Origin of the sequence: Streptomyces viridifaciens, assembly GCF_001888885.2 — a bacterium.
Classification (GTDB): Bacteria; Actinomycetota; Actinomycetes; order Streptomycetales; family Streptomycetaceae; genus Kitasatospora; species Kitasatospora aureofaciens.
In genome coordinates this window covers 4146636-4171322 of record NZ_CP090841.1, presented here as the reverse complement: position 1 = coordinate 4171322, position 24687 = coordinate 4146636, and the positions used below count along the sequence as shown (strand labels likewise).

Annotated in this window: 20 protein-coding genes and 1 pseudogene; 15 read left to right on the top strand and 6 right to left on the bottom strand. The window is 73.4% G+C overall.

Annotated features, from left to right (window positions below; translation table 11 throughout):
- Positions 1 to 32: 32 nt before the first annotated feature.
- The 4 genes from BOQ63_RS25675 to BOQ63_RS25660 form a co-directional block, all read right to left on the bottom strand.
- A complete protein-coding gene (locus BOQ63_RS25675; protein WP_072655037.1) occupies positions 33 to 890 on the bottom strand; it encodes a glycerophosphodiester phosphodiesterase in 858 nt (285 codons plus the stop codon).
- A 162-nt stretch (positions 891 to 1052) separates the two neighbouring features.
- Complete coding sequence (locus BOQ63_RS25670) at positions 1053 to 2345, bottom strand: SUKH-4 family immunity protein (RefSeq protein ID WP_030284343.1); 1293 nt, start codon at positions 2343 to 2345, stop codon at positions 1053 to 1055.
- Between the two features lie 192 nt (positions 2346 to 2537).
- Entirely contained in the window at positions 2538 to 5312 is a 2775-nt protein-coding gene (locus BOQ63_RS25665) for a toxin glutamine deamidase domain-containing protein (RefSeq protein WP_150476119.1), read from the bottom strand.
- 28 nt (positions 5313 to 5340) lie between these two features.
- Entirely contained in the window at positions 5341 to 5793 is a 453-nt protein-coding gene (locus tag BOQ63_RS25660) for a hypothetical protein (protein ID WP_072655034.1), read from the bottom strand.
- A gap of 258 nt (positions 5794 to 6051) precedes the next feature.
- On the opposite strand from BOQ63_RS25660, the gene BOQ63_RS25655 reads away from it, so the two are divergent.
- A complete protein-coding gene (locus tag BOQ63_RS25655; protein ID WP_030284349.1) occupies positions 6052 to 6867 on the top strand; it encodes a DUF3109 family protein in 816 nt (271 codons plus the stop codon).
- Positions 6868 to 6919: 52 nt separating this feature from the next.
- Here the strand turns inward: BOQ63_RS25655 and BOQ63_RS25650 are convergent, their stop codons facing one another.
- Together BOQ63_RS25650 and BOQ63_RS25645 are read right to left on the bottom strand one after the other, a co-directional pair.
- Positions 6920 to 8089 carry an NADH-quinone oxidoreductase subunit D gene (locus BOQ63_RS25650; protein ID WP_030284351.1) on the bottom strand — a complete coding sequence of 390 codons (1170 nt, stop codon included), beginning with the start codon at positions 8087 to 8089 and terminating at the stop codon, positions 6920 to 6922.
- Positions 8086 to 9120 (bottom strand): SAM-dependent methyltransferase, encoded by a 1035-nt coding sequence (locus tag BOQ63_RS25645; RefSeq protein ID WP_072655033.1) that lies wholly within the window; start codon positions 9118 to 9120, stop codon positions 8086 to 8088. Before BOQ63_RS25645 ends, BOQ63_RS25650 begins: the two co-directional genes overlap by 4 nt.
- Positions 9121 to 9248: 128 nt before the next feature.
- Between BOQ63_RS25645 and BOQ63_RS25640 the strand changes: the two genes are divergently transcribed.
- The 14 genes and pseudogenes from BOQ63_RS25640 (at position 9249) to BOQ63_RS25575 (ending at position 24587) form a co-directional block, all read left to right on the top strand.
- A complete protein-coding gene (locus BOQ63_RS25640) occupies positions 9249 to 10478 on the top strand; it encodes a sensor histidine kinase (protein ID WP_030284355.1) in 1230 nt (409 codons plus the stop codon).
- 26 nt (positions 10479 to 10504) lie between these two features.
- The gene (locus tag BOQ63_RS25635) at positions 10505 to 11194 is read left to right on the top strand and encodes a response regulator (RefSeq protein WP_030551626.1); all 690 of its coding nucleotides are present in this window, start codon (positions 10505 to 10507) and stop codon (positions 11192 to 11194) included.
- A gap of 74 nt (positions 11195 to 11268) precedes the next feature.
- Positions 11269 to 12240, top strand: coding sequence for a Rossmann-like and DUF2520 domain-containing protein (locus tag BOQ63_RS25630; protein WP_072655032.1), 972 nt, complete (start codon positions 11269 to 11271; stop codon positions 12238 to 12240).
- Positions 12227 to 13132 (top strand): pantoate--beta-alanine ligase, encoded by a 906-nt coding sequence (gene panC, locus BOQ63_RS25625; protein ID WP_030284361.1) that lies wholly within the window; start codon positions 12227 to 12229, stop codon positions 13130 to 13132. The genes BOQ63_RS25630 and panC overlap by 14 nt, the downstream gene beginning before the upstream one ends.
- A gap of 65 nt (positions 13133 to 13197) precedes the next feature.
- Positions 13198 to 13647: an aspartate 1-decarboxylase gene (gene panD, locus BOQ63_RS25620; protein ID WP_030284363.1), complete on the top strand. Its 450-nt coding sequence runs from the start codon at positions 13198 to 13200 to the stop codon at positions 13645 to 13647.
- Positions 13648 to 13662: 15 nt separating this feature from the next.
- Positions 13663 to 15336 (top strand): L-aspartate oxidase, encoded by a 1674-nt coding sequence (locus BOQ63_RS25615; RefSeq protein ID WP_037829609.1) that lies wholly within the window; start codon positions 13663 to 13665, stop codon positions 15334 to 15336.
- Positions 15337 to 15340: 4 nt separating this feature from the next.
- Entirely contained in the window at positions 15341 to 16309 is a 969-nt protein-coding gene (nadC, locus tag BOQ63_RS25610) for a carboxylating nicotinate-nucleotide diphosphorylase (protein ID WP_030284367.1), read from the top strand.
- A gap of 53 nt (positions 16310 to 16362) precedes the next feature.
- A complete protein-coding gene (locus BOQ63_RS25605; RefSeq protein ID WP_030284369.1) occupies positions 16363 to 17148 on the top strand; it encodes a type III pantothenate kinase in 786 nt (261 codons plus the stop codon).
- A 135-nt stretch (positions 17149 to 17283) separates the two neighbouring features.
- Positions 17284 to 18033 carry a hypothetical protein gene (locus BOQ63_RS25600; protein WP_063756584.1) on the top strand — a complete coding sequence of 250 codons (750 nt, stop codon included), beginning with the start codon at positions 17284 to 17286 and terminating at the stop codon, positions 18031 to 18033.
- A gap of 118 nt (positions 18034 to 18151) precedes the next feature.
- A pseudogene (gene lysX / locus BOQ63_RS25595) lies at positions 18152 to 19693 on the top strand (bifunctional lysylphosphatidylglycerol synthetase/lysine--tRNA ligase LysX); the annotation flags it as partial.
- Between the two features lie 252 nt (positions 19694 to 19945).
- Positions 19946 to 20413 carry a BlaI/MecI/CopY family transcriptional regulator gene (locus BOQ63_RS25590; RefSeq protein WP_030284378.1) on the top strand — a complete coding sequence of 156 codons (468 nt, stop codon included), beginning with the start codon at positions 19946 to 19948 and terminating at the stop codon, positions 20411 to 20413.
- A 9-nt stretch (positions 20414 to 20422) separates the two neighbouring features.
- Positions 20423 to 20959 (top strand): amino-acid N-acetyltransferase, encoded by a 537-nt coding sequence (locus BOQ63_RS25585; RefSeq protein ID WP_030284380.1) that lies wholly within the window; start codon positions 20423 to 20425, stop codon positions 20957 to 20959.
- A gap of 91 nt (positions 20960 to 21050) precedes the next feature.
- Positions 21051 to 21401 (top strand): histone-like nucleoid-structuring protein Lsr2, encoded by a 351-nt coding sequence (locus BOQ63_RS25580; RefSeq protein WP_030284382.1) that lies wholly within the window; start codon positions 21051 to 21053, stop codon positions 21399 to 21401.
- 666 nt (positions 21402 to 22067) lie between these two features.
- Positions 22068 to 24587, top strand: coding sequence for an ATP-dependent Clp protease ATP-binding subunit (locus tag BOQ63_RS25575; RefSeq protein WP_030284384.1), 2520 nt, complete (start codon positions 22068 to 22070; stop codon positions 24585 to 24587).
- The last annotated feature ends 100 nt before the right edge of the window (positions 24588 to 24687 follow it).

Here is a 24687-nt window from a genome sequence, read left to right as displayed (position 1 = left end):
GCGATCCGCGGCCGTCGCCCGCTGACCGTCGTTCAGTGGCCGCGGGGCCCGGTCCGGCGCTCGGTGCGGCAGTTGGCGTCGACCCAGCGGCGGGCCGGGCCCGGGGTGTCGGTGATCAGGCCGTCGGCGTCCCGGGCGGTCATCAGCTGCCAGGCCTCCTCACCGTCCAGCGTCCAGACGTAGACCTCGCGCCCGGCCTTGCGCTCGGCGGCGATCCGGGACGCGGTGGCCAGTCCGGTGTCCAGGGCGATCCCGTTCAGCTTCAGGCCCTTCGGGTCCTCGGCGATCCCGCCGCTCTGGATCAGCACCACCGGCAGGGCGGGCGCCACGGCGTGGGCCTGGCGCAGGTGGTCGACCGAGAAGGAGTAGAGGACGACGTGCGCCTTGCTGCCGGCCGCGATCCGGGCGATCCGGGCGACGTCCTCGGGGCGCTGCCACTTGATCTCCATCAGCAGCGTGGCGCTGCTGCCGGAGAGCCGCTCGAGCAGTTCCTCCAGGGTCGGGACGGACTGGGCCGGGCCCGGGCCGACGGTCACCCGCAGGGCGGCGACCTGGGCCGCGGTCAGGTCGGCGACGGCACCCTTGCCGTTGGTGGTGCGGTCCACGGTCGGGTCGTGCATCAGCACCGGGACGCCGTCCCGGGTGGTCTGGACGTCGGTCTCCAGCCAGTCGGCGCCCTGGTCGAGGGCGGTCTCGAAGGAGGCCATGGTGTTCTCGGGGGCGTTGAACGGCGCTCCCCGGTGGCCGATCACCACCGGGGACGCGCACACCGCCGGTGCGACGGCCGAACGGGCCTGCAGCGCGGGGCCGCCGCCCGCGGCACAACCGGCGGCCAGGACCGCGAGCGCGGCGAGGGCGGCCGTGCGGGCGGCGCGGGGCGGGGCGGTCACGGCTCGGTGCTCCAGCTGCTGCTTCGGTGGCTCGGGTCGCTCAGGTCGCTCGGGCGGCTCGGGTCGCTCGGGTCCTGGGCTCGCGTGGTTCGTGGTCATCTGACCGTTCGGACAGCGCCGCGGCGGTTTCCGGTTCCCGGGGCCGCCGCGGCCGAGGTCGGATCAGAGCAGACCGTCCCACAACTGTTCCACGATGACAGCCCACCAGTTCTCCGGATCGCCGTAGACCGTACCGTCCAGCTCCGCCAGCCCCCGCTGCAGGGCGTCCACCGCCGCGCCCGCGGCCGCCGGGTCCAGCCCGCGCAGGGTGGGCCACCAGCCGGCGAACAGCTCCAGGCAGCGGACGAAGGCGCGCAGGTCGGCGTTGCAGTGGCGGGCCGTCCCGTAGTCCGGGTCGACTGCCCGGACGGCGCCCGGCCCGGTGTCCAGGGTGATCAGCGCCCAGCCGTCCGTGCCCAGCACCAGCTGCCCGGCGAGGGCCGACCGCTCCCGTTCGGCCACCCGGGTGCCGCGGCCGAGCGCCGCGAGGTGCGGGGCGAGCGGCGGCAGGACGGTGCCCGGGCGGGAGCCGTCCGCGATCGCCTCCGCCCCCGGGTGGTGCAGCGCGAAGAAACCGTCCACCGCCTTCGGCACGCCGACGGACAGCAGCAGCGCGGCCGCGTCCCCGGGCAGTTCCGCGCGCGCCGTGTCCGCCGGACCGAAGCGCTGCACGCCCGCCGTGCCGAAGCGCCGGACCAGCCGCTCCGCCAGGGCGGCGTCCGACTCCCCCGGCAGCGGCGGCACCGCGCGGGGGAACGGCACCCGGTTACGGCCCGGACCGTCCGGCGGGGCGGGCAACTGCCGTACGGCGGCCGCCCGGTGGTCCGAGCGCGGCCCGTAGGGAAGCTCGAACTCCAGCCGCGCGTGAGGCAGTTCGGCGGCCAGCGCGTACGACCAGTAGCCGCCGGGCAGCGCGCTCAGCCGCAGGTCGGTCCGCACCGCCAGCACGTCCTCGGCCGGGATGCCCTGCTCGCGCAGCCACCACCAGCCGCGCAGCGCCGGGTGCGGCAGCCCCGCGGCGGAACGCAGCGCCAGCGCGTGGGTCGCGCCCGTGCCGTCCCGGTACGTCAGCTCGGCCCGGGCGCCCCGGCCGGTGACCGGCGGCCCGGTCGGGTCGTAGCCGCCCGCGCCCACGAAGTCCCGGTAGAGACCGACCACTTCGTCCACCGGTACCGAGGGCCACACCGTGAACCGCCCGCTCTCCCGGTCCACCACCGCACACGCGGCCCCCACCTCCCCCGGCGCCCGCCGCTCCCCGGTGCGCGGGTCGACCTCCACCCGCGGCGGCTCCGCCCAGACCACCCACCCGAGCTCGAACTCGTGCGCACACACCCGGCGCACCGCCCCGGCCCCCTGCGGCAGATCCCCGTTGATCCACCGGTGCCCCGCCTCCACCGCCTGCGCGCGCGAGATCATTCGCCCACCCCCGTCAACACCCACTCCGACCCCAACATCATCCAGCCCCCGCGGTCAGTTCGAACCGGTCACCGCGATGTCGCACTTCGCGGCACCGCTCCGCGCGATCCGCTCAGGCCTCGGCGACCTCCTGTTCCGTGAACTCGGCCGCCCGCCGCATGCCGAGCGGGGCGGACCGGATCTCGTAGCCGATCAGCTGGCTCGCGCCGTCATCAGGTCCAGGGGGCGGCCCTCCGGGGAGAGGGCGATGGCCCAGAGGCCCTGGGTGGCCGGGTGGAGGGGGCTGGGGCTGTGGCGGGCGAGTTGGTGGTCGAGGTAGGTGACGGTGTCCCGGTGGTTGACGGCGTTCCAGGCGTGGGGGCGGCCGTAGGCGTCGAGGGTGAGGAGGACGGCCTGGGCCCCGTGGCCGGCCCGGCGGAGTTCGCCGGCGAGGCGGGTGAAGGCCTGGCCGCCGTCACCGAGGTCGCGGAAGGGGGCGCCGAGTTCGCGTTCCGCACGGTCGCGGCCGCCGCGTTCGCCGGCGTCGCCCTCGGTGGGGATGCGCGGGGCCGCGCAGGTGGGGCGGCCGGTGTAGGTGTCGACGGCGGAGAGCGCGATCTCCAGGCTGTTGTTGGCCCGGCCTGGTTCGCGGTAGCCGCCCGCGTTGACGGCTTCCGGCCAACCGCCGGCCGCCGGGTCGGGGTGGCGGACGGGCAGGCCGTCCTCGTCGCGCGGCACCCGGCGTTCGAGTTCGGCCTGGTGCTCGGGGTCGACCGGGCCGAGACCGCCGGGCAGCCCGTATGGGCGACTGTCGGCGATGGTGCGCAGCCGGAGTTCCGGACCTTCGGCGAGCGGGCCGCGCCGGGCCCGCAGGGCGAGCTGGAGGGCCATGGCGTGGGCGGTGGCGACCGGGACGGCGCCCCAGGCGAGGGCCGGGTCGGCGAGGGCGGCGGCGGTGTCCCGGCGGCGGCCGTCGGCGGGGTGCGGCTCGGGTCGGCCGATGACGGGGGTGGTGCCGACGATCGGCGGCTCGACCGGGGCCGGGACCGGGGTCGGGGCCGGGGTGGCCGGGCCGGGGGCGACGCCCGCCGGGGTGCGCGGCGCGCCCGGTCGGAGCTCGCTGCCGGGCTGGGGCCCGCCGGCCACGGGAGCGCCGACGACCGGGGAGGCGGCGCCGGGCGCGCCCGTGGCAGTACCGCTGCCGCCGCCGATGCCGCTGCCGAAGGGCGCGGCCACGTGCGCCGGGGAGCCGCCACCGACCGCCAGGGGGCCGGGTCCGACGGCGCCCACGGTGCCGGTCCCCGGATATCCGCCCGAGTACGCCGGTGTCCCGAACTGCCCGGACACGCCGACCACTCCGACCGGCCGGACGACCGGCGAGGCATCCGCGGCCGGGGTGTACCCGGGCCCGTACGAGGGACCGCCGCCGGACGGCGGCGCGGCGGGCGCGGGCGGCGCGCTCACCGAGTCGGTCCGTACGGTCACCGGCACGCTGCCGCCCCCGCCGCCCCCGTGGTGGCTGGGCGCCTGGAGCGGGTAGTCCCCGTCGGACCAGCTCGCCGTCACCGGACCGCCGCCCTGGTGCGCGGTCACCCGTACCGACGGCCCGTCGTCCCGCGCGGGCGGCGACCAGTCGGTGGCGGCCGTCACGGCCCGGTGCGAGCCGCTGTACGGGGCGTCCGAGGTCGTGGCCGGCGCGGCGGCGACCACCGGATCGGCCGCCGGGGCCGCGGACGGAGCGGCGGAGGAGAGCGTGGACGGAACCGCCGAGGGGTCCAGGGCGGAATCCACGGCGGGGAGCGAGGCGGGGACGACGGACGGGGCCGCCGTCGGGTCCACCGGCGGCACCACGGCCGACGCCGTCACCGCACCCGGCACCTTGGGATCGACCGCGGCCTCGCGCGGGTCGGTGAGGTCGGCGAGCGACAGCCCGTGCAGTTCCTTGCCCTGCTGGTCGGTGAGCACCGGCTGCCCGTGCTCGTCCAGCCGGACGGCCAGGTCGGCCACCCCGACCACCGGCCTGCCGTCCGGCCCGGTGACGACGAGCAGCCCGGCGGCGTCGGCCACCGGGGTGCCGTCGGAGCGCAGGATGACCGGCTTGCCGTCGGGGCCGAGAACGGGCTGTCCGTGCTCGTCGAGCTTGACGCCGAGCCCGGGCACGCCGACCAGGGGCTTGCCGTCCTGCCCGGAGAGGACGACCAGTCCGGTGCCGTCCCTGCCGAGCACGCCGGGCTCGCCGAGGGCGGCGGGCAGTCCGGCGGAGAGCGGGTCGAAGCCGCCCTTGGTGCGGTAGGAGGCGGTGGTGACGCCGGTGCCGGACGCGGTGCCGAGCCGCAGCAGGGCGACGGCGGCCGGCTCCTTGAGCGCGGCGGCCAGGGCGTCCTTCATGCCGCGGCCGAGTTCGGCGAGCAGGCCGGCGATCTTCAGCGCGGCGGTCTCCGCCGCGACGGCCTCGACCCCTGCGGCGACCTGGGTGGTGGCGGCGTTCTTCACCCCGCCCGCGAAGCCGGCGACGGACTTCTCCAGCCCGCCGAAGACCCCGGTCTGCCCGGTCTGCCCGGCGTTCGCGGCGACCACTGCCGCGGTCTGCTGGACCTCGGCGGCCTGCTCCCGGGTCTGCTTGAGCTCGGCGGCCAGGTTCTGCAGGGTGGCGATGATCTCGGCCTTGCAGCCGTCGACGGCCCGGGCGGCGGCGTCGAAGGCGGTGGCGACCAGCCCGACGGCGGTGTGCGCGTCCTGGAGGTGGCCCTTGCCGCCGTCGCTGTACGTCCGCCAGTACGCCGTGAAGGCGTCGACGGCGTGGCCGGAGTTGTCGGCGGCCACCCGCTGGACGGACTCCCCGCCGCGGCGGGTGATCCGGTCGGCCTCGGCGGCGAACTCCCGCCAGTGCGCGGCCGCTTTGCGCAGGGCCTCCTCGTCGGCCTGCGGCCACGGGTGGCCGGTCCTGGCCAGGAGCGGGACCAGTTCCTCGGGCAGTTTCCGGGACACGCGCTTCTCCCCCTTCGAGCCGGGCCGTTCAGACCGACATGTCCTGGGGGACGGCCGGTGCCGCCCCCGGGGTTGCCCCGGTGCCCGAATACACCGCCGGGCGGGCGACTGACCCCGGCGTGCCGGCCGTGGGGGCCGGCGTCCCGCAGAAGCCGTCCGCCGTCGAGGTGTCGGTGTCCGTGGTCCGTTCCGCCATCGTGTGCAGTCCGGCGCCGACCTGCCCGACCTGTCCGGCCAACGCCCGGAGCCCGCCGAGGAGTTCACCGTGCGCCGGGCCGTACACGGCGGCGAGGGCGCTGCCCGGCTGGTCCGCGCCCCAGGGCGCGCCGAGCGCGGCGAGGCCCTGCTCCAGGGTGCTCACGGCCTTGCCGAGTTCACGCCCGAGCTTCTCGAACTCCCGCCCCTCGCCGTGCAGTTCCCACGGTTTGAGGACGAACCCGCCGCTCCCGCCGTCGGCCGCCCCGGTGCTGCCGCCTGCCATCCCCGTACCTCCCCGTAGCGGACTGGCCGCCATCCTAGGCACCCGCCCGGCCCGGCCCGCACGGACAGCCGGACCTCTTCACCCCGCCTTCACTCCGCCCGAAGCCCACCCGGCGCCAGCCCCGCACCGCCCACGACCGCGCCAACCGGCCCGTACGCCCCCGCGAAGCTCTACCCTTGCCGGGTGGCACCAGCAGAAACGTCCAAGAAGAAGGCCAAGGCGAAGCCCGTGGCCTCCCCCGCCCCCGTCGACCTCGCGATGCCGACCCTGCGCCGCGAGATCCCGCGCGACGAGGTCCCGCTCGACTTCCCCCGTGCCTGGGTCGAGTTCGCCGACCCCGCCGACGACGAGCAGGTCTTCCGCTGCGACCTCACCTGGCTGACCTCCCGCTGGTCCTGCGTCTTCGGCCAGGGCTGCCACGGCATCCGCGAGGGCCGCGGCGAGTCGGACGGCTGCTGCACGCTGGGCGCCCACTACTCGGACGAGGACGACGAGAAGCGCGTCCTGGGCCACGCGGCGCGGCTGACCCCCGAGCTGTGGGAGAACTTCGCCGAGGGCACCGACGCCAAGGGCCGGATCAGGTCCGACGGCGGCGTCACCATGCTGGACGAGGACGGCGACCGCCAGACCCGCCGGGTCAACGGCGCCTGCATCTTCGTGAACAGCCCCGGCTTCGCGGGCGGCGCCGGCTGCGCCCTGCACGCGCTCGCCCTCAAGGAGGGCCGGGAGCCGCTGGAGACCAAGCCGGACGTCTGCTGGCAGCTGCCGATCCGCCGCACCTACGACTGGATCGACCGCCCCGACGACACCCGCTACCTCCAGGTCTCGATCGGCGAGTACGACCGCCGCGGCTGGGGCCCGGGCGGCCACGACCTGCACTGGTGGTGCACCGGTGCCCCGGCCGCCCACCAGGGCGCCGAGCCGGTGTACGTCAGCTACCGCCCCGAGCTCACCGAGCTGATGGGCAGGAAGGCGTACGAGGTGCTGGCCCGGCTGTGCGAGGAGCGGATCGCCACCAAGGGTGACCGGAAGGTGGCCCCGCACCCGGCGGACCCCGCCGGGAAGAAGAAGTAGCGGTCCACTCGTCGGTACCGGCCCACCTGCCGGTACCGGCCTCCTTGTCGGCCTACTTGTCGATGTCCCCGACCACGAAGAACATCGACCCGAGGATCGCCACCATGTCCGCCACCAGCGTGCCCGGCAGCAGTTCGGTCAGCGCCTGGATGTTGTTGAAGGACGCCGAGCGCAGCTTGAGCCGCCACGGCGTCTTGTCGCCGCGCGAGACCAGGTAGTAGCCGTTGATCCCGAGCGGGTTCTCGGTCCACGCGTAGGTGCTCCCCTCGGGTGCCTTGAGCACCTTGGGCAGCCTCTGGTTGACCGGGCCGGGCGGCAGGGTGGCGAGCTTGTCGAGGCAGGCGTCGGCGAGGTCCAGCGCGTTGAGGGTCTGCTCCAGCAGGCACTCGAAGCGGGCCAGGCAGTCGCCCTCCTCGCGGGTGACCACGGTGAGCACCTGTCGCAGCTCCTCGGAGCCGTACGCGAGGTAGGGCTCGTCGCGGCGCAGGTCGAGGTCGAGGCCGCTGGCCCGGGCGATCGGGCCGCTGACCCCGTACGCCTCGGCCTGGGCCCTGGTGAGGACGCCGACGCCGGCGGTGCGGGCGCGGAAGATCTCGTTGCCGAGGACGAGGTCCTCGAAGACGGGCATCTGGGAGCGGACCGTGGCGACGGCGGTGCGGACCCGGCCGAGCCAGCCGGCCGGGAGGTCCTCCTTGAGGCCGCCGACCCGGTTGAACATGTAGTGCATCCGCCCGCCGGAGGCCTCCTCCAGCACGTGCTGGAGGTCCTCGCGGCCGGTGAAGGCGTGGAAGATCGGGGTGATCCCGCCCAGTTCGAGCGGGTAGGAGCCGAGGAACATCAGGTGGTTGAGCACCCGGTTGAGCTCGGCGAGCAGGGTGCGGATCCACACCGCCCGCTCGGGTACCTCCATGCCGAGCATCCGCTCGACGCCGAGCACGACGCCGAGCTCGTTGGAGAAGGCGGAGAGCCAGTCGTGCCGGTTGGCCAGCATGATGATCTGCCGGTAGTCGCGGGCCTCGAACAGCTTCTCCGCGCCCCGGTGCATGTAGCCGATCACCGGCTCGGCGGTGACGATCCGCTCGCCGTCGAGCAGCAGGCGCAGCCGCAGCACTCCGTGGGTGGCCGGGTGCTGCGGGCCGATGTTGAGCACCATGTCGGTGGTGCCCGCCTCGCCGGTGAAGTTCTCGGCTCCCGCCCCGATGCCGACCGTGGTCTCCCTCATGACCCCAGAGTGTGCCATCCCGGCAGCACACCGAGGCTCTGAGCCCTCTCGAAAACGTCAAGGGGCGGCATGCGGACGGCCTGCAGGACCCACCCGAAGCCGCCCAGCCCCGCCGGGTCGGTGAGCTCGGCCCCCTCCCCCGCGCCGCCCAGCGCCCGCAGGTACGCCGCGGGGTCGGTGGAGGCGAGCGTTAGCGGCGGGCGCCCGCCGCTGACCCCGAGCGCGCGCAGGGCCTCGCGCTGGGTCGTCCACAGGCTGTGGAGACCGGGCACGGCGATCGCGTCCAGCGCGACGTGGGCGGTCACGTCGCAGGACCCGTCCGGCACCGGGGGCACCTCCCGGCCGTCCCGGAAACCGGTGAAGGTCCCGAACGGGGGCCGCCGCCCCGCCGTGTGCCCGTAGTCGACGGCGACGGCGAGTCCGCGCTCCAGCCCGGCCACGGCCCGCGCCCAGGCGGCGTCCCGGGGCCCGCCGAACTCCACCACCTCCCCGGGCTCCGCGACCGGCCACCAGCGCTCGGCCCAGGCCGCGTCCGCCGCCGAGACCGGCTCGCCGAGGCGCTCCTCGCCGGTCGCCGTGTCCACCTCCCGGTAGCGCAGCACCCCGTCCCCGTCCACCTCCCCGACGTCCAGCGGCACGTTGTCCAGCCACTCGTTGGCGAACAGCAGCCCGGTCACCCCGCGCGGTGGCTCCGCCGTCCACAGGGCTGTGGACGGAAGGCCGTCGGGCCGCCGGGCGAGTTCCACGCCGTACGGGCGCAGCCGGGCGAGCACCTCGCCGGGCAGTTCGGCCAGCACGCCGGTCAGCAGTTCCCCCCGCCCGGCCCCGATGTCGACCAGGGCCAGCTCCTCCGGACGGCCGAGGGCCTCGTCAACCTCCAGCAGCAGCCGGGCCACCGCACGGGCGAACCTGGGCGAGGCGTGCACGGAGGTGCGGAAGTGCCCGGCCGGGCCCTCCAGCCTGCGGTAGAAACCGCCGTCCGGGTCGTACAGGGCCCGTTCCATGGCGGGCGCCCACCGCATCCACGTCATGGGGCGGACGCTACCGGGCATCCGGGGCCCCCTCCCAACCGGAGCCGGGGCGTCTCCGACCTACGGAGTAGGACGGATCGCCCTACCGGCGGACCTGGGCACCTCGCCCGACTGCCTAGGCTGGAGAGGTGCATCGACTCAACGCCTGGCTCCGCCGTCACCCCATGGTGGTCGACGCCGCCTGGGCGTCGATCGTGCTCTTCCTCGGCCTGCTGCCGGACGGTAGCCTCCCCGACACCGGCTGGCGACACGACTCCGTGATCCTGGTCGCGGTGCTGCTGCCGCTGCTGATGGTCTTCCGCCGACGCTTCCCCGACGTCACCGTGGCCGCGGCCGCCGGCGTCGCCGTCGGCCAGGTGGCCGCCGACGTCGACCCGGGCGGCTCCTCCATCGCCTACCTGGTCTTCGCCTACACCGGCGCCGCCTTCGGCCAGAAGTGGACCTCCCGGCTCGCGCTGCTCGCGGGGCTCGCCGCCGGGCCGCTGGTGTTCTGGCGGATGCACCTGGTGAAGACCTCCACGGACCACACCGGGATCTACGTCTCCCGCCCGTACGGCCTGGGCGAGGCGGTGCTGATCACCCTCCTGATGAGCACCCCGTTCATCCTCTGCTGGGCCTGGGGCCGGCTGACCCGGGTGCGCCGCGCCTACCTGACCGAGCTGGAGGACCGCGCGGCCCGGCTGGAGCGCGAGCGGGACGCCCAGTCCAAGGTGGCGGTCGCGGCCGAACGGGCCCGGATCGCCCGCGAGCTGCACGACGTGGTGGCGCACAACGTCTCGGTGATGATCGTCCAGGCCGACGGCGCCGCCTACGTGCTGGACAACTCCCCGGCGCAGGCCAAGGAGGCGCTCGGCACGATCGCCTCGACCGGACGGCAGGCCCTGGTCGAGATGCGCCGCCTGCTGGGCGTGCTGCGCACCGCCGACACCGCCGAGGAGTACGTCCCGCAGCCGGGCGTCGAGGAGCTGCCGGACCTCCTGGAGCAGGTCCGCACGGCCGGACTGGCGGTGGACTACGCGACCTCCGGGCACCCGCGCGAGCTGCCGCGCGGCGTCGAGCTGACGGTCTACCGGATCGTCCAGGAGGCGCTGACCAACGTCCGCAAGCACGGCGGCCCCGACGCCCACGCCCGGGTCGCGGTCGACTTCGGCGAACGCGAGCTGGCCGTCCTGGTGGAGGACGACGGCCGCGGCAGCACCGACGAGCAACTGACCGCCGGCGGTGCGGACGGTCTGGGCCACGGCCTGATCGGCATGCGCGAGCGGGTCGGCATGGTCAGCGGCAGCCTCGACGTGGGGCCCCGCCCCGGTGGCGGCTTCCGGATCCGCGCCGTCCTCCCGCTCAAGGCGGCGCACTAACCCCCCGTCCCCTGTTAGGAGCCACCTTGACCATCCGCGTGATGCTCGTCGACGACCAGGAGCTGCTGCGCACCGGCTTCCGGATGATCCTCCAGTCTCAGGGGGACATCGAGATCGCCGCCGAGGCGGGCGACGGCGCCCGGGCCCTGGAGCTGCTGCGGCACACGCCGGTGGACGTGATCCTGATGGACGTCCGGATGCCGCGCCTGGACGGGGTGCAGGCGACCCGCCGGATCTGCCTGGCCGAGGACGGCAGCCCGCTGCCGAACGCCCCCCACGTGCTCATCCTCACCACCTTCGACCTGGACGAGTACGCCTTCGCCGCGCTGAAGGCCGGGGCCAGCGGCTTCCTGCTCAAGGACGTCCCGCCGACCGAGCTGGTGGCCGCGATCCGCGCGGTGCACGGCGGGGACGCCGTGGTCGCCCCGACCACCACCCGCCGGATGATCGACCGCTTCGCCGAGGTGCTGCCCACCCCGCATAGCGCGCCCGGCTCGGACGTCCTCGGCCCGCTGACCGAGCGCGAGCGGGAGGTGTTCCTGCTGGTGGCCCAGGGGCTGTCGAACGGTGAGATCGCGGCCCGGCTGGTGCTCTCCGAGGCCACCGTGAAGACCCACGTCGGCCGGATCCTGGCCAAGCTGGGGCTGCGCGACCGGGTCCAGGCCGTGGTGCTGGCGTACGAGGCCGGACTGATCCGGGCCGGGGCGGCGGACTGACGCGCCCGTACACTGGGGCGGTACGTCCGGTACCCGCGCGTGGACCGGAACGGTCATTCAGGACAAGGGTGGACATGGGCTCCTCCGACTTCGCCGACTTCGGTGAGTTCGCCCCGCTCGGCGACCAGGCTTTCGGTGATCCCAGCGACCCCGGCAACCGTCCGGCCCGGCTCGCGGTCGGTGTGATCGGCACCGGCCGGGTCGGTCCGGCGCTGGGCGCCGCGCTGCAGCTCGCCGGGCACACCGTGGTCGCCGCCTCCGGGGTGTCCGCCGCCTCCCGGCGCCGCGCCGACGCGCTGCTGCCGGGCGTGCGGATCGTCACCCCGCCGCAGGTCATGGCCGCCGCCGACCTGGTCCTGCTGACCGTTCCGGACGACGCGCTGGCCGACCTGGTGTCCGGGCTGGCCGCCACCGGCGCCGTCCGTCCCGGCCAGCTGCTGGTGCACACCTCCGGCGCGCACGGCGTCGGCATCCTGGAGCCCGCCACCCGGGCCGGGGCGCTGCCGCTGGCCCTGCACCCGGCGATGACCTTCACCGGCACCTCCGTCGACCTGGCCCGGCTGGCCGGCTGCCCGTTCGGCGTGACCGCCCCCGAGGAGCTGCGACCGGTCGCCGAGGCCCTGGTGGTGGAGATGGGCGGCGAGCCCGAGTGGGTGCCCGAGGAGGTCCGCCCGCTCTACCACACCGCCCTCGCCCACGGCGCGAACCACCTGGTCACCCTGGTCGCCCAGGCCGTCGAGCTGCTGCGCACCGCCGGCGTCGCCGAACCCGGCCGGATGCTCGGCCCGCTGCTCGGCGCCGCCCTGGACAACAGCCTGCGCTCCGGCGACGCGGCCCTCACCGGCCCGGTCGCCCGGGGCGACGCGGGCACCGTACGGCGCCACCTGGCGCAGCTCAGTACGGTGTCCCCGGACATCCCGGCGGCCTACCGTGCGATGGCCCGCGCCACCGCGCAGCGGGCGCTCGCCAACGGAACGATCGACGACGCGTCGGCGGCGGCGCTGCTGGACGTACTGAACGAGGAGAGCGGTAATGGCACGCGGTAAGCAGCCGAGCAGGCCCCAGCGGGCGCCGAAGGTCCACCGGGCCGTCGTCACCCAGACCGTGGACGACTTCGAGGCCGCGTTCTGGCCGGACGAGAGCCCGGTGGACAACGCCGTGGTGATGACCATGGGCGCGCTGCACGAGGGCCACGCCGCGCTGATCCGCGCCGCCCGCAAGCAGGTGGGCCGGGAGGGCCGGGTCGCGGTGACGGTCTTCGTCAACCCGCTGCAGTTCGGCCCGTCCGAGGACCTGGACCGCTACCCGCGCACCCTCGACGCCGACGTGAGGCTGGCCGAGGAGAACGGCGCCGACGTGGTCTTCGCGCCCTCCGTCGAGGAGGTCTACCCGAACGGCGAGCCGCAGGTGCGCCTGACGGCCGGCCCGATGGGCGACCGCTTCGAGGGCGCCACCCGGCCCGGCCACTTCGACGGCGTGCTGACCGTCGTGGCCAAGCTGCTGCACATCACCGACCCGGACTTCGCCTTCTTCGGCGAGAAGGACGCCCAGCAGCTGGCGGTCATCCAGCGGATGGTCGCCGACCTGGACTTCGACGTCGAGGTCGTCGGCGTGCCGACCGTCCGCGAGGAGGACGGCCTGGCGCTGTCCTCGCGCAACCGTTACCTCTCCGAGGAGGAGCGCAGCCACGCCCTCGCCCTGTCCCGGGCCCTGTTCGCCGGCCGGGACGTCGCCGCCCAGGGCCCGAAGGCCGTGCGCGAGGCCGCCGCGGCCGTCCTGGACGGCGCCGAGGGCGTCACCCTTGACTACCTCGCCCTGATCGACCCGCACGACTTCTCCGAGGCGGCGGACGACTTCCAGGGCGAGGCGGTGCTGGCCGTCGCCGCGAAGGTGGGCTCGACCCGCCTGATCGACAACGTCCGCATCATCGTTCGCTGAGAACCCGCTGCGTCCCGGCAGCAAGAAGCCCTTCAGGCATGCACTCACAGGAGGCGTGACCCGCAATGCTCCGCACCATGCTCAAGTCCAAGATCCACCGGGCCACCGTGACCCAGGCCGACCTGCACTACGTCGGCTCGGTCACGGTGGACGAGGACCTGCTTGACGCCGCCGACCTGCTCCCCGGCGAGCTGGTCCACATCGTCGACATCAACAACGGCGCCCGGCTGGAGACCTACACCATCGCCGGCCCGCGCGGCACCGGCGTGATCGGCATCAACGGCGCCGCCGCCCGCCTGGTCCACCCGGGCGACCTGGTCATACTCATCGCCTACGGGCAGATGGACACGGCCGAGGCCAAGGGCTACGAGCCGAAGGTCGTCTTCGTGGACGAGCACAACCGGATCACCGGTCTCGGCGGGGACCCTGCCGAGGCCCAGGAGGGCACCGGACTGCTCCGCGGTGACCAGGCGTACCGTGGCGAGGACGGCGCGGCCACCGCGGCCACGCGCTGAAGGAGCCACTGAGCCATGTCCGTTACCCACCGCCTCACCGCCCCGGCCCCCGGTTGGACCGCCGCCACCGACGTGGTCGTGGTCGGCTCCGGGGTCGCCGGTCTCACTGTCGCCCTCAACGTCCGCAAGGCCGGCCTGCGGGCCATGGTGGTCACCAAGGCGGTGCTGGACGAGGGCTCGACCCGCTGGGCCCAGGGCGGCATCGCGGCCGCCCTGGGCGAGGGGGACACCCCCGAGCAGCACCTGGACGACACCCTGGTGGCCGGCGCCGGGATCTGCGACGAGGAAGCCGTCCGCACCCTGGTCACCGAGGGCCCGGACGCCGTCCGCCGGCTGATCGCCACCGGCGCCCTGTTCGACCGGGGCGAGGACGGCGAGATCCTGCTGACCCGCGAGGGCGGCCACCACCGCCGCCGGATCGCCCACGCGGGCGGGGACGCGACCGGCGCCGAGATATCGCGCGCCCTGGTCGCCGCCGTCCGCACCGACCCGGGGATCGAGCTGATCGAGCACGCGCTCGTCCTCGACCTGCTGACCGACACCGAGGGCCACGCCGCCGGGCTGACCCTGCACGTGATGGGCGAGGGCCAGCGCGACGGCGTCGGCGCCGTACGGGCCCGCGCGGTGGTGCTCGCCACCGGCGGCATGGGCCAGGTGTTCTCCGCCACCACCAACCCGGCGGTCTCCACCGGCGACGGCGTGGCACTGGCACTGCGGGCCGGCGCCGCCGTCACCGACCTGGAGTTCGTCCAGTTCCACCCGACCCCGCTGTGGGTCGGCCCGGACGCCGAGGGCCAGCTGCCGCTGATCTCCGAGGCCGTGCGCGGCGAGGGCGCCCACCTGGTGGACGCCGACGGCGTCCGCTTCATGGTCGGACAGCACGAGCTGGCCGAGCTGGCCCCGCGCGACATCGTCGCCAAGGCGATCACCCGGCGCATGCAGGAGCAGGGCGCCGACCACATGTTCCTGGACGGGCGGCACTTCGGTGCCGAGATGTGGGAGCACCGCTTCCCGACCATCCTCGCCACCTGCCGCGCGCACGGCATCGACCCGGTCACCGCGCCGATCCCGATCGCCCCGGCCGCGCACTACGCCTCCGGCGGCGTCCGCACCGACCCGCGGGGCCGCACCAGCGTCCCCGGCCTGTACGCCTGCGGCGAGGTCGCCTGCACCGGGGTGCACGGCGCCAACCGGCTGGCCTCCAACTCGCTGCTGGAGGGCCTGGTCTTCGCCGAGCGGATCGCCGCCGACCTGGCAGGCCGGCACGCGGCCGGCGAGCTGCCCGAGCGCACGGTGGACGTCGCCGCCGCCCGGGCCGCGCGGCCGGTGCCGCTGCCGCCGTCCGAGGCGCGGGCCGAGATCCAGCGGCTGATGTCGCGCGGCGCGGGCGTGCTGCGCTCGGCCGCCTCGATGGCCGACGCCGCGGCCGGGCTCGCCCTGATCGCCGAGCAGGCCCACTCGCACGTGGCCGAGGAGAAGCCGGCCGACCCCCGGGTGGAGACCTGGGAGGCCGCCAACCTGCTGCTGGTCGCCACCGCCCTGGTCGCGGCCGCCGCGCAGCGCGAGGAGACCCGCGGCTGCCACTGGCGCGAGGACTTCCCCGAGCGCGACGACGCCCACTGGCGGCGCCACCTGATCACCACCCTCGCCGCCTCCGGCGACCCCGTCAGCACCCCTGAGGAGCAGTAGAACCATGACCCACGCCCACGAGGAACTCCCCCTGGCCGACCAGGGCGGCTGCGGCGACGGCTGCGCCTGCGGGGACGGCGAGGAGTACGAGACCGGCCTGGACCCGCAGCTCGCCGAGCTGCTGGAGCGGGCCGGGCTGGACCCGATCGAGGTCGAGGACATCGCCACCCTGGCGCTGGCCGAGGACCTGGCCGGCGGCGAGGACGTCACCTCGGTGGCGACCGTGCCCGCCGACGCCGTCGCGACCGCCGACTTCACCGCCCGCCAGGCCGGCGTGGTGGCCGGTCTGCGGGTCGCCGAAGCCGTCGTCTCGCTGGTCTGCGAGGAGGAGTTCGAGGTCGAGCGGCACGTCGAGGACGGCGACCGGGTGGAGGCCGGCCAGGTGCTGCTGTCCGTCCGCTCCCGCACCCGCGACCTGCTGACCGCCGAGCGCAGCGCCCTCAACCTGCTCTGCCACCTGTCCGGCATCGCCACCGCGACCCGGGCCTGGGCGGACGCCCTGGAGGGCACCGGCGCGGTCGTCCGGGACACCCGCAAGACCACCCCGGGCCTGCGCGCGCTGCAGAAGTTCGCGGTGCGCTGCGGCGGCGGCGCGAACCACCGGATGGCGCTCTCGGACGCCGCCCTGGTGAAGGACAACCACGTGGTGGCGGCCGGCGGCGTGGCCGAGGCCTTCCGGGCCGTCCGGGCCGCGTACCCGGAGCTGCCGGTCGAGGTCGAGGTGGACACCCTGGAGCAGATCCCGCCGGTGCTTGACGCCGGGGCGGACCTGATCCTGCTGGACAACTTCACCGTCGAGCAGCTGAAGGAGGCCGTCGAGCTGGTGGCCGGCCGGGCGAAGCTGGAGGCCTCCGGCGGACTCACCCTGGCCAGCGCGCGCGAGGTCGCCCAGACTGGTGTCGACTACCTGGCCGTGGGCGCGCTGACCCACTCCTCGCCGATCCTGGACATCGGCCTGGACCTGCGCGCCTGACCGTCAGGTCGCGAGCAGTCCCCGCCCCGTCCCGACTCGCAGAAAGCGTCCCCGTGCTCCTCACCATCGACGTCGGCAACACCCAGACCACGCTCGGCCTGTTCGACGGCGAGGAAGTGGTGGAACACTGGCGGATCTCCACCGATCCGCGCCGCACGGCCGACGAACTGGCGGTGCTGCTGCAGGGGTTGATGGGCAACCACACCGCGGCCCGGGACGCCGCGGTGGAGGGGCTGGCGATCTGCTCCTCCGTCCCCGCCGTGCTCCACGAGCTCCGCGAGGTGACCCGCCGCTACTACGGCGACGTCCCCGCGGTGATCGTGGAGCCCGGCGTGAAGACCGGGGTGCACGTCCTGATGGACAACCCCAAGGAGGTCGGCGCCGACCGGATCGTCAACGCGCTGGCCGCCAACCACCTGTACGGCGGCCCGTGCATCGTGGTCGACTTCGGCACCGCGACCACCTTCGACGCCGTGAACGCCCGCGGCGACTACGTCGGCGGCGCGATCGCCCCCGGCATCGAGATCTCGGTCGAGGCGCTCGGCGTCCGCGGCGCCCAGCTGCGCAAGATCGAGCTGGCCCGCCCGCGCAACGTGATCGGCAAGAACACCGTCGAGGGCATGCAGTCCGGCATCCTCTACGGCTTCGCCGGACAGGTCGACGGCCTGGTCGAGCGGATGGCCCGGGAGCTGGCCAAGGATCCGGACGACGTCCAGGTGATCGCCACCGGCGGCCTCGCGCCCCTGGTCCTCGGCGAGGCCACCACGATCGACGTCCACGAGCCCTGGCTGACGCTGATCGGCCTGCGCCTGGTGTACGAGCGCAACCGGCCCAGCTGACCGGCGAGGGCCTGTCCGGCGGACCCCGCGAGCCCGGCGGGGTCCGCCGGGCAGGCCCTGTTCCGTCGGGCCGATCGTGCGGAATTCCGCGCGACGTTACCGACAAATCGGATATTCCTCACGTAGTGTCAGCCCATGCCTACGCCACACGGATCGCGCGGCGGCATGGCCTTCAGCGCCGACGAAGTCCGCGTGCTGCGCCGAGCCCTCGCCCAAGCCCTCCACCCCGCCGTCCCCGTCCACCTCCAGGGGCCCGACCGGACGGCGTTCGCCGGTCCGGGCGCCGAACTGTGGGCGGAGGACGTCCAGGACGCGCTGCGCCTGACCGAGGCGATCGACGAGGCCGTCCAGGAGGGCGGCCGACTGCGCGCCTTCCTGCTGGCCGACCTCGGCCGCTACCGCTCCGCCCTGCCCGGCAGCGCCCCCGGCTACCTGGAGCGGCTGGAGGAGGCCGTCACCGACGGCTACCTGCCCGGCCCCGAGGACCTCACCGCACTGCGCGGGCTGACCCGCCAGCCCTGCGGCCACGGCGAACGGGCCCGCCGCTCCCGGCTGGCCGGGCGCTGCCACGCGCTGGCCGAGGCCGCCGTGCGCGAACGGCTCGCGCTCACCGCCGGGCCCCCGCGCCACCTGGTGGCCGTACCGAACCCCGCCGCACCCCCGAGCAGTCACCCCACCCCTGTAGGAGGACGGACCACGATGAGCAGCACCGACTCCCGGGACTCCCGCCCGGAGCAGCCCGCCGCCACGCCGACCCCGCCCCGCCCGCACCGGATGCCCACCCCGGCCGACCTCTTCGGCCACCGCACCAAGCCCCCGTCCCGCCCCGCCGAGCCCGCCGAGGACACCCCGGACGAGATCGAACTCCGCACCGGCACCGGCTGACCCCCACCGGTAGCACCCCGTGAGGGGGGAGGCCGTCACGGCGGCCTCCCCCCTCACGTCATCCCGACGCGGAGCACGGTGTACGGCTGGCTACCCTTGTGGGGTGAGCGATCAGAGCGTGATTCCCGCGACCGACGACCTTCCCGAGCAGATGCGCGTCCGGCGCGAGAAGCTGGACCGGCTCCGGGCGGCCGGCGTCGACCCGTACCCGGTCGGCTTCCCCCGCACCAGCACCATCGCGGACCTGCGTGCCAAGCACCCGGACCTCGAGCCCGACACCGCGACCGGTGAGCGCGCCGGCATCACCGGCCGGGTGATCCTGTCCCGCACCGGCGGCAAGCTCTGCTTCGCCACCCTGCGCGACGGCACCGGCGACCTCCAGGTGATGCTCTCCCTGGACAAGCTGGGCGCCGAGCGGCTGGCGGCCTGGAAGTCCGACATCGACCTCGGCGACCAGGTCGGCGTCGAGGGCGAGGTGATCACCTCCAAGCGCGGCGAGCTGTCGGTGATGGTGGACCGCTGGGAACTCACCGCCAAGTGCCTGCGCCCGCTGCCGGACAAGCACAAGGGCCTGACCGACCCGGAGGCCCGGGTCCGCCAGCGCTACGTCGACCTGATCGTGAACCCCGAGGCCCGCGAGATCCTGCACCTGCGCAGCAAGGTGGTCCGCTCGATCCGCCGCACCTACGAGGACCGCGGCTACATCGAGGTCGAGACCCCGATGCTGCAGCCGGTGCACGGCGGCGCCAACGCCCGTCCGTTCAGGACGCACATCAACGCGTACGACATCGACCTCTACATGCGCATCGCCCCCGAGCTGTACCTCAAGCGGCTGGTGGTCGGCGGCGCCGAGAAGGTCTTCGAGATCAACCGCAACTTCCGCAACGAGGGCGCGGACTCCACCCACAACCCGGAGTTCACCTCGCTGGAGTCGTACGAGGCCTACGGCGACTACAACACCCAGGCCGAGCTGATCCGCGAGACGATCGTCAACGCCGCCCGGGACGCCCTGGGCACCACCGTGATCAAGGGCCTGGACCCGCACGGCGTGGAGCACGAGATCGACCTGGCCGAGCCGTGGGAGGAGGTCAGCGTCTACCCGGGCATCTCCGCCCACCTGGGCGTCGAGGTCACCCCGGAGACCTCCGTCGAGGAGCTGCGCAAGCTGGCCGCCGACCACGGCATCCCGTTCGAGAAGAACTGGGGCCACGGTCAGATCGTGCTGGAGATGGTCGAGCGCCTGCTGGAGGAGAACGCCGTCCGGCCGACCTTCATCAAGGACTACCCGACCGAGGTCTCCCCGCTGACCCGCCAGCACCGCTCGGTCCCCGGCGTGGCCGAGAAGTGGGACCTGGTGATCTTCGGCACCGAGATCGGCACCGCCTACTCCGAGCTGGTCGACCCGGTCGAGCAGCGCGCCCGCCTCACCGCCCAGTCCCTGCTGGCCGCCGGCGGCGACGTCGAGGCGATGCAGCTGGACGAGGACTTCCTGCGCGCCCTGGAGTACGCGATGCCCCCGACCGGCGGCCTCGGCCTCGGTGTGGACCGCCTGATCATGCTGCTGACCGGCAAGAACATCCGGGAGACCGTGCTCTTCCCGCTGGTGAAGCCGGAGCCGAAGGCTTCCGCCGCGACGGCGGAGAAGAGCGAGGAGGAGTGACCTGATGGACTACGTCAGCGCGATCGTTCCGCCGCTGGTCATGGCGATCGGCTTCGGATTCCTGGTGCGGGCGATCATCCGCAGCCAGGGCGGGGCCCAGAAGGCCAAGGAAGACGTCGACTGATCGACTGACGCCGTCAGCCGCTCCGGAACGACCCGTGCGCCGCCATTCCCGATTCCCGGGGGTGGCGGCGCGCCGGTTTGGCGCACTTCACAAGCTTTGCCCCATTCACTCCCTATCCTGGCCGCACTATGGTCCGGCAACTCGGCGAACTTGAGAACGCCATCATGACCCGGGTGTGGCGGTGGAACCGACCGGTGACGGTTCGCGAGGTTCTCCTGGATCTGCAGTCGGAACGCGAAATCGCGTACACGACGGTGATGACCGTCCTGGACAAGCTGCACAGAAAGGGCTGGCTGCGCCGCGAGCGGGCGGGCCGGGCCTATCGATATGAACCGGTCTCCTCACGCGAGGCGTACACGGCGGCCCTGATGAACGACGCCTGGGCCACCAGTGACAATCCGGCCGCGGCCCTGGTGCACTTCTTCGGCCTGATGTCCCCCGAGCAACGCGAGGCACTGCGGGACGCGTTGCGGGTGGCGGCACTGTTCCCGTCCGATCCGCCCGGCCCGGAATCCGCCGAGGACGGCCCGGATACCGGCGGTCCGGATACCGGCGGCGCGGATACCGGGGAGACCGCGCCGGGCGCGACGCGATAACGTCCCGCCATGGAGGTCACCATCCGCCGCGCGCGGACCACGGACGTACGGACCGTACGCGGGCTCATCGACGCCTACTCGCGCGACGGCATTCTGCTCGACAAGCCCACGGTCACGCTGTTCGAATCCGTCCAGGAGTTCTGGGTCGCGGAACGCGACGACAACGGCGCGGTAGTGGCCTGCGGCGCCCTGCACGTGATGTGGGAGGACCTCGCCGAGGTCCGCACGCTCGCGGTCGATCCGGCCTGCCGGGGCTTCGGGATCGGGCATCTGCTGTTGGAGAAGCTGGTGCAGACCGCGCGCTGGCTGGGCGTCCGTCGGATTTTCTGCTTGACGTTCGAGGTGCCGTTCTTCGCGAAACACGGTTTCGTCGAGATCGGCGAGGTTCAGGAAACCGATGATGGTACGACAGACCCGGCGGCGGTCGCCACGGATGTCTATGAAGAACTCCTCCGCTCGTACGATGAAGGTGTCGCCGAGTTCCTTGACCTGGAGCGGGTGAAGCCCAACACACTGGGCAACTCGCGCATGCTGCTGCACCTCTGAGCGGGTCCGGACCGGTCAAGGGTTTGTGTTTTCCGGTGAAAGGCGCTTTCCTTTCCTTAGGCAATGGGTCGTTTAGCGGAAAGGGAAGCCCGTGGCACAGAGGGTGCAGGTCATTCTTGAAGACGATCTCGATGGCGGTTCGGCGGACGAGACGGTGACGTTCGCGCTCGACGGCGTTGCCTACGAGATCGACCTGAAGAGCGCCAACGCGGACAAGCTGCGCGGTCTGCTGGCGCCGTACGTGGAGAAGGGGCGCAAGCAGAGCGGCCGGCTGGCCGGCGCCCGCCGTCCGGGCCGCGGCACCGCGGCGCGCCCGTCCGGCAGCGCTCCCGACACCGCGAAGATCCGCGCGTGGGCCAAGGAGCAGGGCATGGACGTCAACGACCGCGGCCGGGTGCCGAGCACCGTCCGCGAGGCCTACGACAAGGCCAACGCGTCCTGAACCCGGCGCCACCGGCCCGCCGGAGCGGATGCGGAGCCCCGGCGGCCGCGTAGGGCACCGACGACACACGCGCGGGGCGCGGAGGGAACCCCTCCGCGCCCCGCGGCGCGCACCCCGGGAGCGCGGCGCCACCGGCACCGGGGCCCGCGCCGGAACGACCCGTCCGGGGCGGCGGGCTCGGGCGGCGGAACAATGACGAGCTGTGCAACGCTGTAGGAGCGAAGCGGTAACGCGCACACCCCAGGGACGGCGTACGACCGACCCGGCTGCCGTTGAACCACCGCCACCGCGGCCCGACTTCTCGCCAGGCGAACACCGCCACCGCGGAAACTGCGCGAGAAGCGCCCCGATACCGGGTATGAATGCAGGTGGACGGGTTCTTCGACCCGTCCAGGGGCAGCATGTACGACCGGCCGAAGAGGGTCCGGCTCCGCCCCGGCGGCTCTTGTTCGCCGATGGCGTAGCGGTTTCCGGTGCATCCGGCCCACCTGTGGGAACACCGATTCCCAGCATCAGGTTGGGATTGGTGTCGGCTGGTCGCGCAGCATCTCGCTCCTCTACCGGGGAGTGAATCCGTGGGCCGCGCCGCTGAGCGGGACTAGCATGCGGAAGGACAGGGCGGGGACGGACCCCGAACTGCCCGACCGCTCTGAGGAGCGATAAACGATGTTCGAGAGGTTCACCGACCGCGCGCGGCGGGTTGTCGTCCTGGCTCAGGAAGAAGCCCGGATGCTCAACCACAACTACATCGGCACCGAGCACATCCTCCTGGGTCTGATCCACGAGGGCGAGGGCGTCGCCGCCAAGGCCCTGGAGAGCCTCGGGATTTCTCTTGAGGCCGTACGCCAGCAGGTCGAGGAGATCATCGGCCAGGGCCAGCAGGCCCCGTCCGGTCACATTCCCTTCACTCCCCGGGCGAAGAAGGTCCTGGAGCTGTCGCTCCGGGAGGCCCTGCAGCTCGGCCACAACTACATCGGCACCGAGCACATCCTGCTCGGCCTGATCCGCGAGGGCGAGGGCGTCGCCGCCCAGGTCCTGGTCAAGCTGGGTGCCGACCTCAACCGGGTGCGCCAGCAGGTCATCCAGCTGCTCTCCGGCTACCAGGCCAGCGGCGGCAAGGAGTCCGCCACGGCCGGCGGGCCCGCCGAGGGCACCCCGTCGACCTCGCTGGTCCTGGACCAGTTCGGGCGCAACCTGACCCAGGCCGCCCGCGAGGCCAAGCTCGACCCGGTCATCGGGCGCGAGAAGGAGATCGAGCGGGTCATGCAGGTGCTGTCCCGCCGCACCAAGAACAACCCGGTCCTGATCGGTGAGCCCGGCGTCGGCAAGACCGCCGTGGTCGAGGGCCTGGCACAGGCGATCGTCAAGGGCGAGGTCCCGGAGACGCTCAAGGACAAGCAGCTCTACACGCTGGACCTGGGCGCCCTGGTGGCCGGCTCGCGCTACCGCGGTGACTTCGAGGAGCGCCTGAAGAAGGTGCTCAAGGAGATCCGCACCCGCGGCGACATCATCCTGTTCATCGACGAGCTGCACACCCTGGTCGGCGCGGGCGCCGCCGAGGGCGCCATCGACGCCGCCAGCATCCTCAAGCCGATGCTGGCCCGCGGCGAGCTGCAGACCATCGGTGCCACCACCCTGGACGAGTACCGCAAGCACCTGGAGAAGGACGCCGCGCTGGAGCGCCGCTTCCAGCCGATCCAGGTCGCGGAGCCCTCGCTGCCGCACACCATCGAGATCCTCAAGGGTCTGCGCGACCGCTACGAGGCCCACCACCGGGTCTCCATCACGGACGCCGCCCTGGTCGCCGCCGCCACCCTGGCCGACCGGTACATCTCGGACCGCTTCCTCCCGGACAAGGCGATCGACCTGATCGACGAGGCCGGCTCCCGGATGCGCATCCGCCGGATGACCGCGCCGCCGGACCTGCGCGAGTTCGACGAGAAGATCGCCGACGTGCGCCGCGAGAAGGAGAGCGCGATCGACGCGCAGGACTTCGAGAAGGCCGCGTCCCTGCGCGACGACGAGAAGCAGCTCCTGCAGGCCAAGGCCAAGCGCGAGAAGGAGTGGAAGGCCGGCGACATGGACGTCGTCGCGGAGGTCAACGAGGAGCTCATCGCCGAGGTCCTGGCCACCGCCACCGGCATCCCGGTCTTCAAGCTGACCGAGGAGGAGACCTCCCGGCTGCTGCGCATGGAGGACGAGCTGCACAAGCGCGTCATCGGCCAGAAGGACGCCATCAAGGCGCTCTCCCAGGCCATCCGGCGCACCCGTGCGGGCCTCAAGGACCCGAAGCGTCCCGGCGGTTCGTTCATCTTCGCCGGCCCGTCCGGCGTCGGTAAGACCGAGCTGTCCAAGACGCTCGCCGAGTTCCTCTTCGGCGACGAGGACGCGCTGATCGCGCTCGACATGTCCGAGTTCTCCGAGAAGCACACCGTCTCCCGGCTGTTCGGCTCCCCGCCCGGGTACGTGGGCTACGAGGAGGGCGGCCAGCTGACCGAGAAGGTCCGCCGCAAGCCGTTCTCGGTCGTCCTCTTCGACGAGGTCGAGAAGGCCCACCCGGACATCTTCAACTCGCTGCTGCAGATCCTGGAGGACGGTCGACTGACCGACTCCCAGGGCCGCGTGGTCGACTTCAAGAACACCGTCATCATCATGACGACCAACCTCGGCACTCGGGACATCTCCAAGGGCTTCAACCTGGGCTTCGCGGCCACGGGTGACACCCAGACCGGGTACGAGCGGATGAAGGCGAAGGTCGGCGAGGAGCTCAAGCAGCACTTCCGCCCCGAGTTCCTGAACCGCGTCGACGACATCGTGGTGTTCCACCAGCTGTCCGAGGACGACATCATCCAGATCGTCGACCTGATGATCGCCAAGGTGGACGAGCGGCTCAAGGACAAGGACATGGGCCTGGAGCTCAGCGTCGAGGCCAAGAAGCTGCTGGCCAAGCGCGGCTACGACCCCATCCTGGGTGCCCGTCCGCTGCGCCGCACCATCCAGCGCGAGATCGAGGACCACCTCTCCGAGAAGATCCTCTTCGGTGAGCTGCGGGCCGGCCACATCGTGGTCGTCGACGTGGAGGGCGAGGGCAAGGACGCCAAGTTCACCTTCCGCGGCGAGGAGAAGTCGGCCGTCGCGGACACCCCGGCCGCGGTCGCTTCGTCCGGCCCGGACCTGACGAAGTAAAGGCAACTTTTAACAGACAACTTCACAGCCACCGAGCCCCCGGCGTTCGCGCCGGGGGCTCGGTGCGTTCCGCCTCCCCCCGCACGCCCCGGACCTGGGG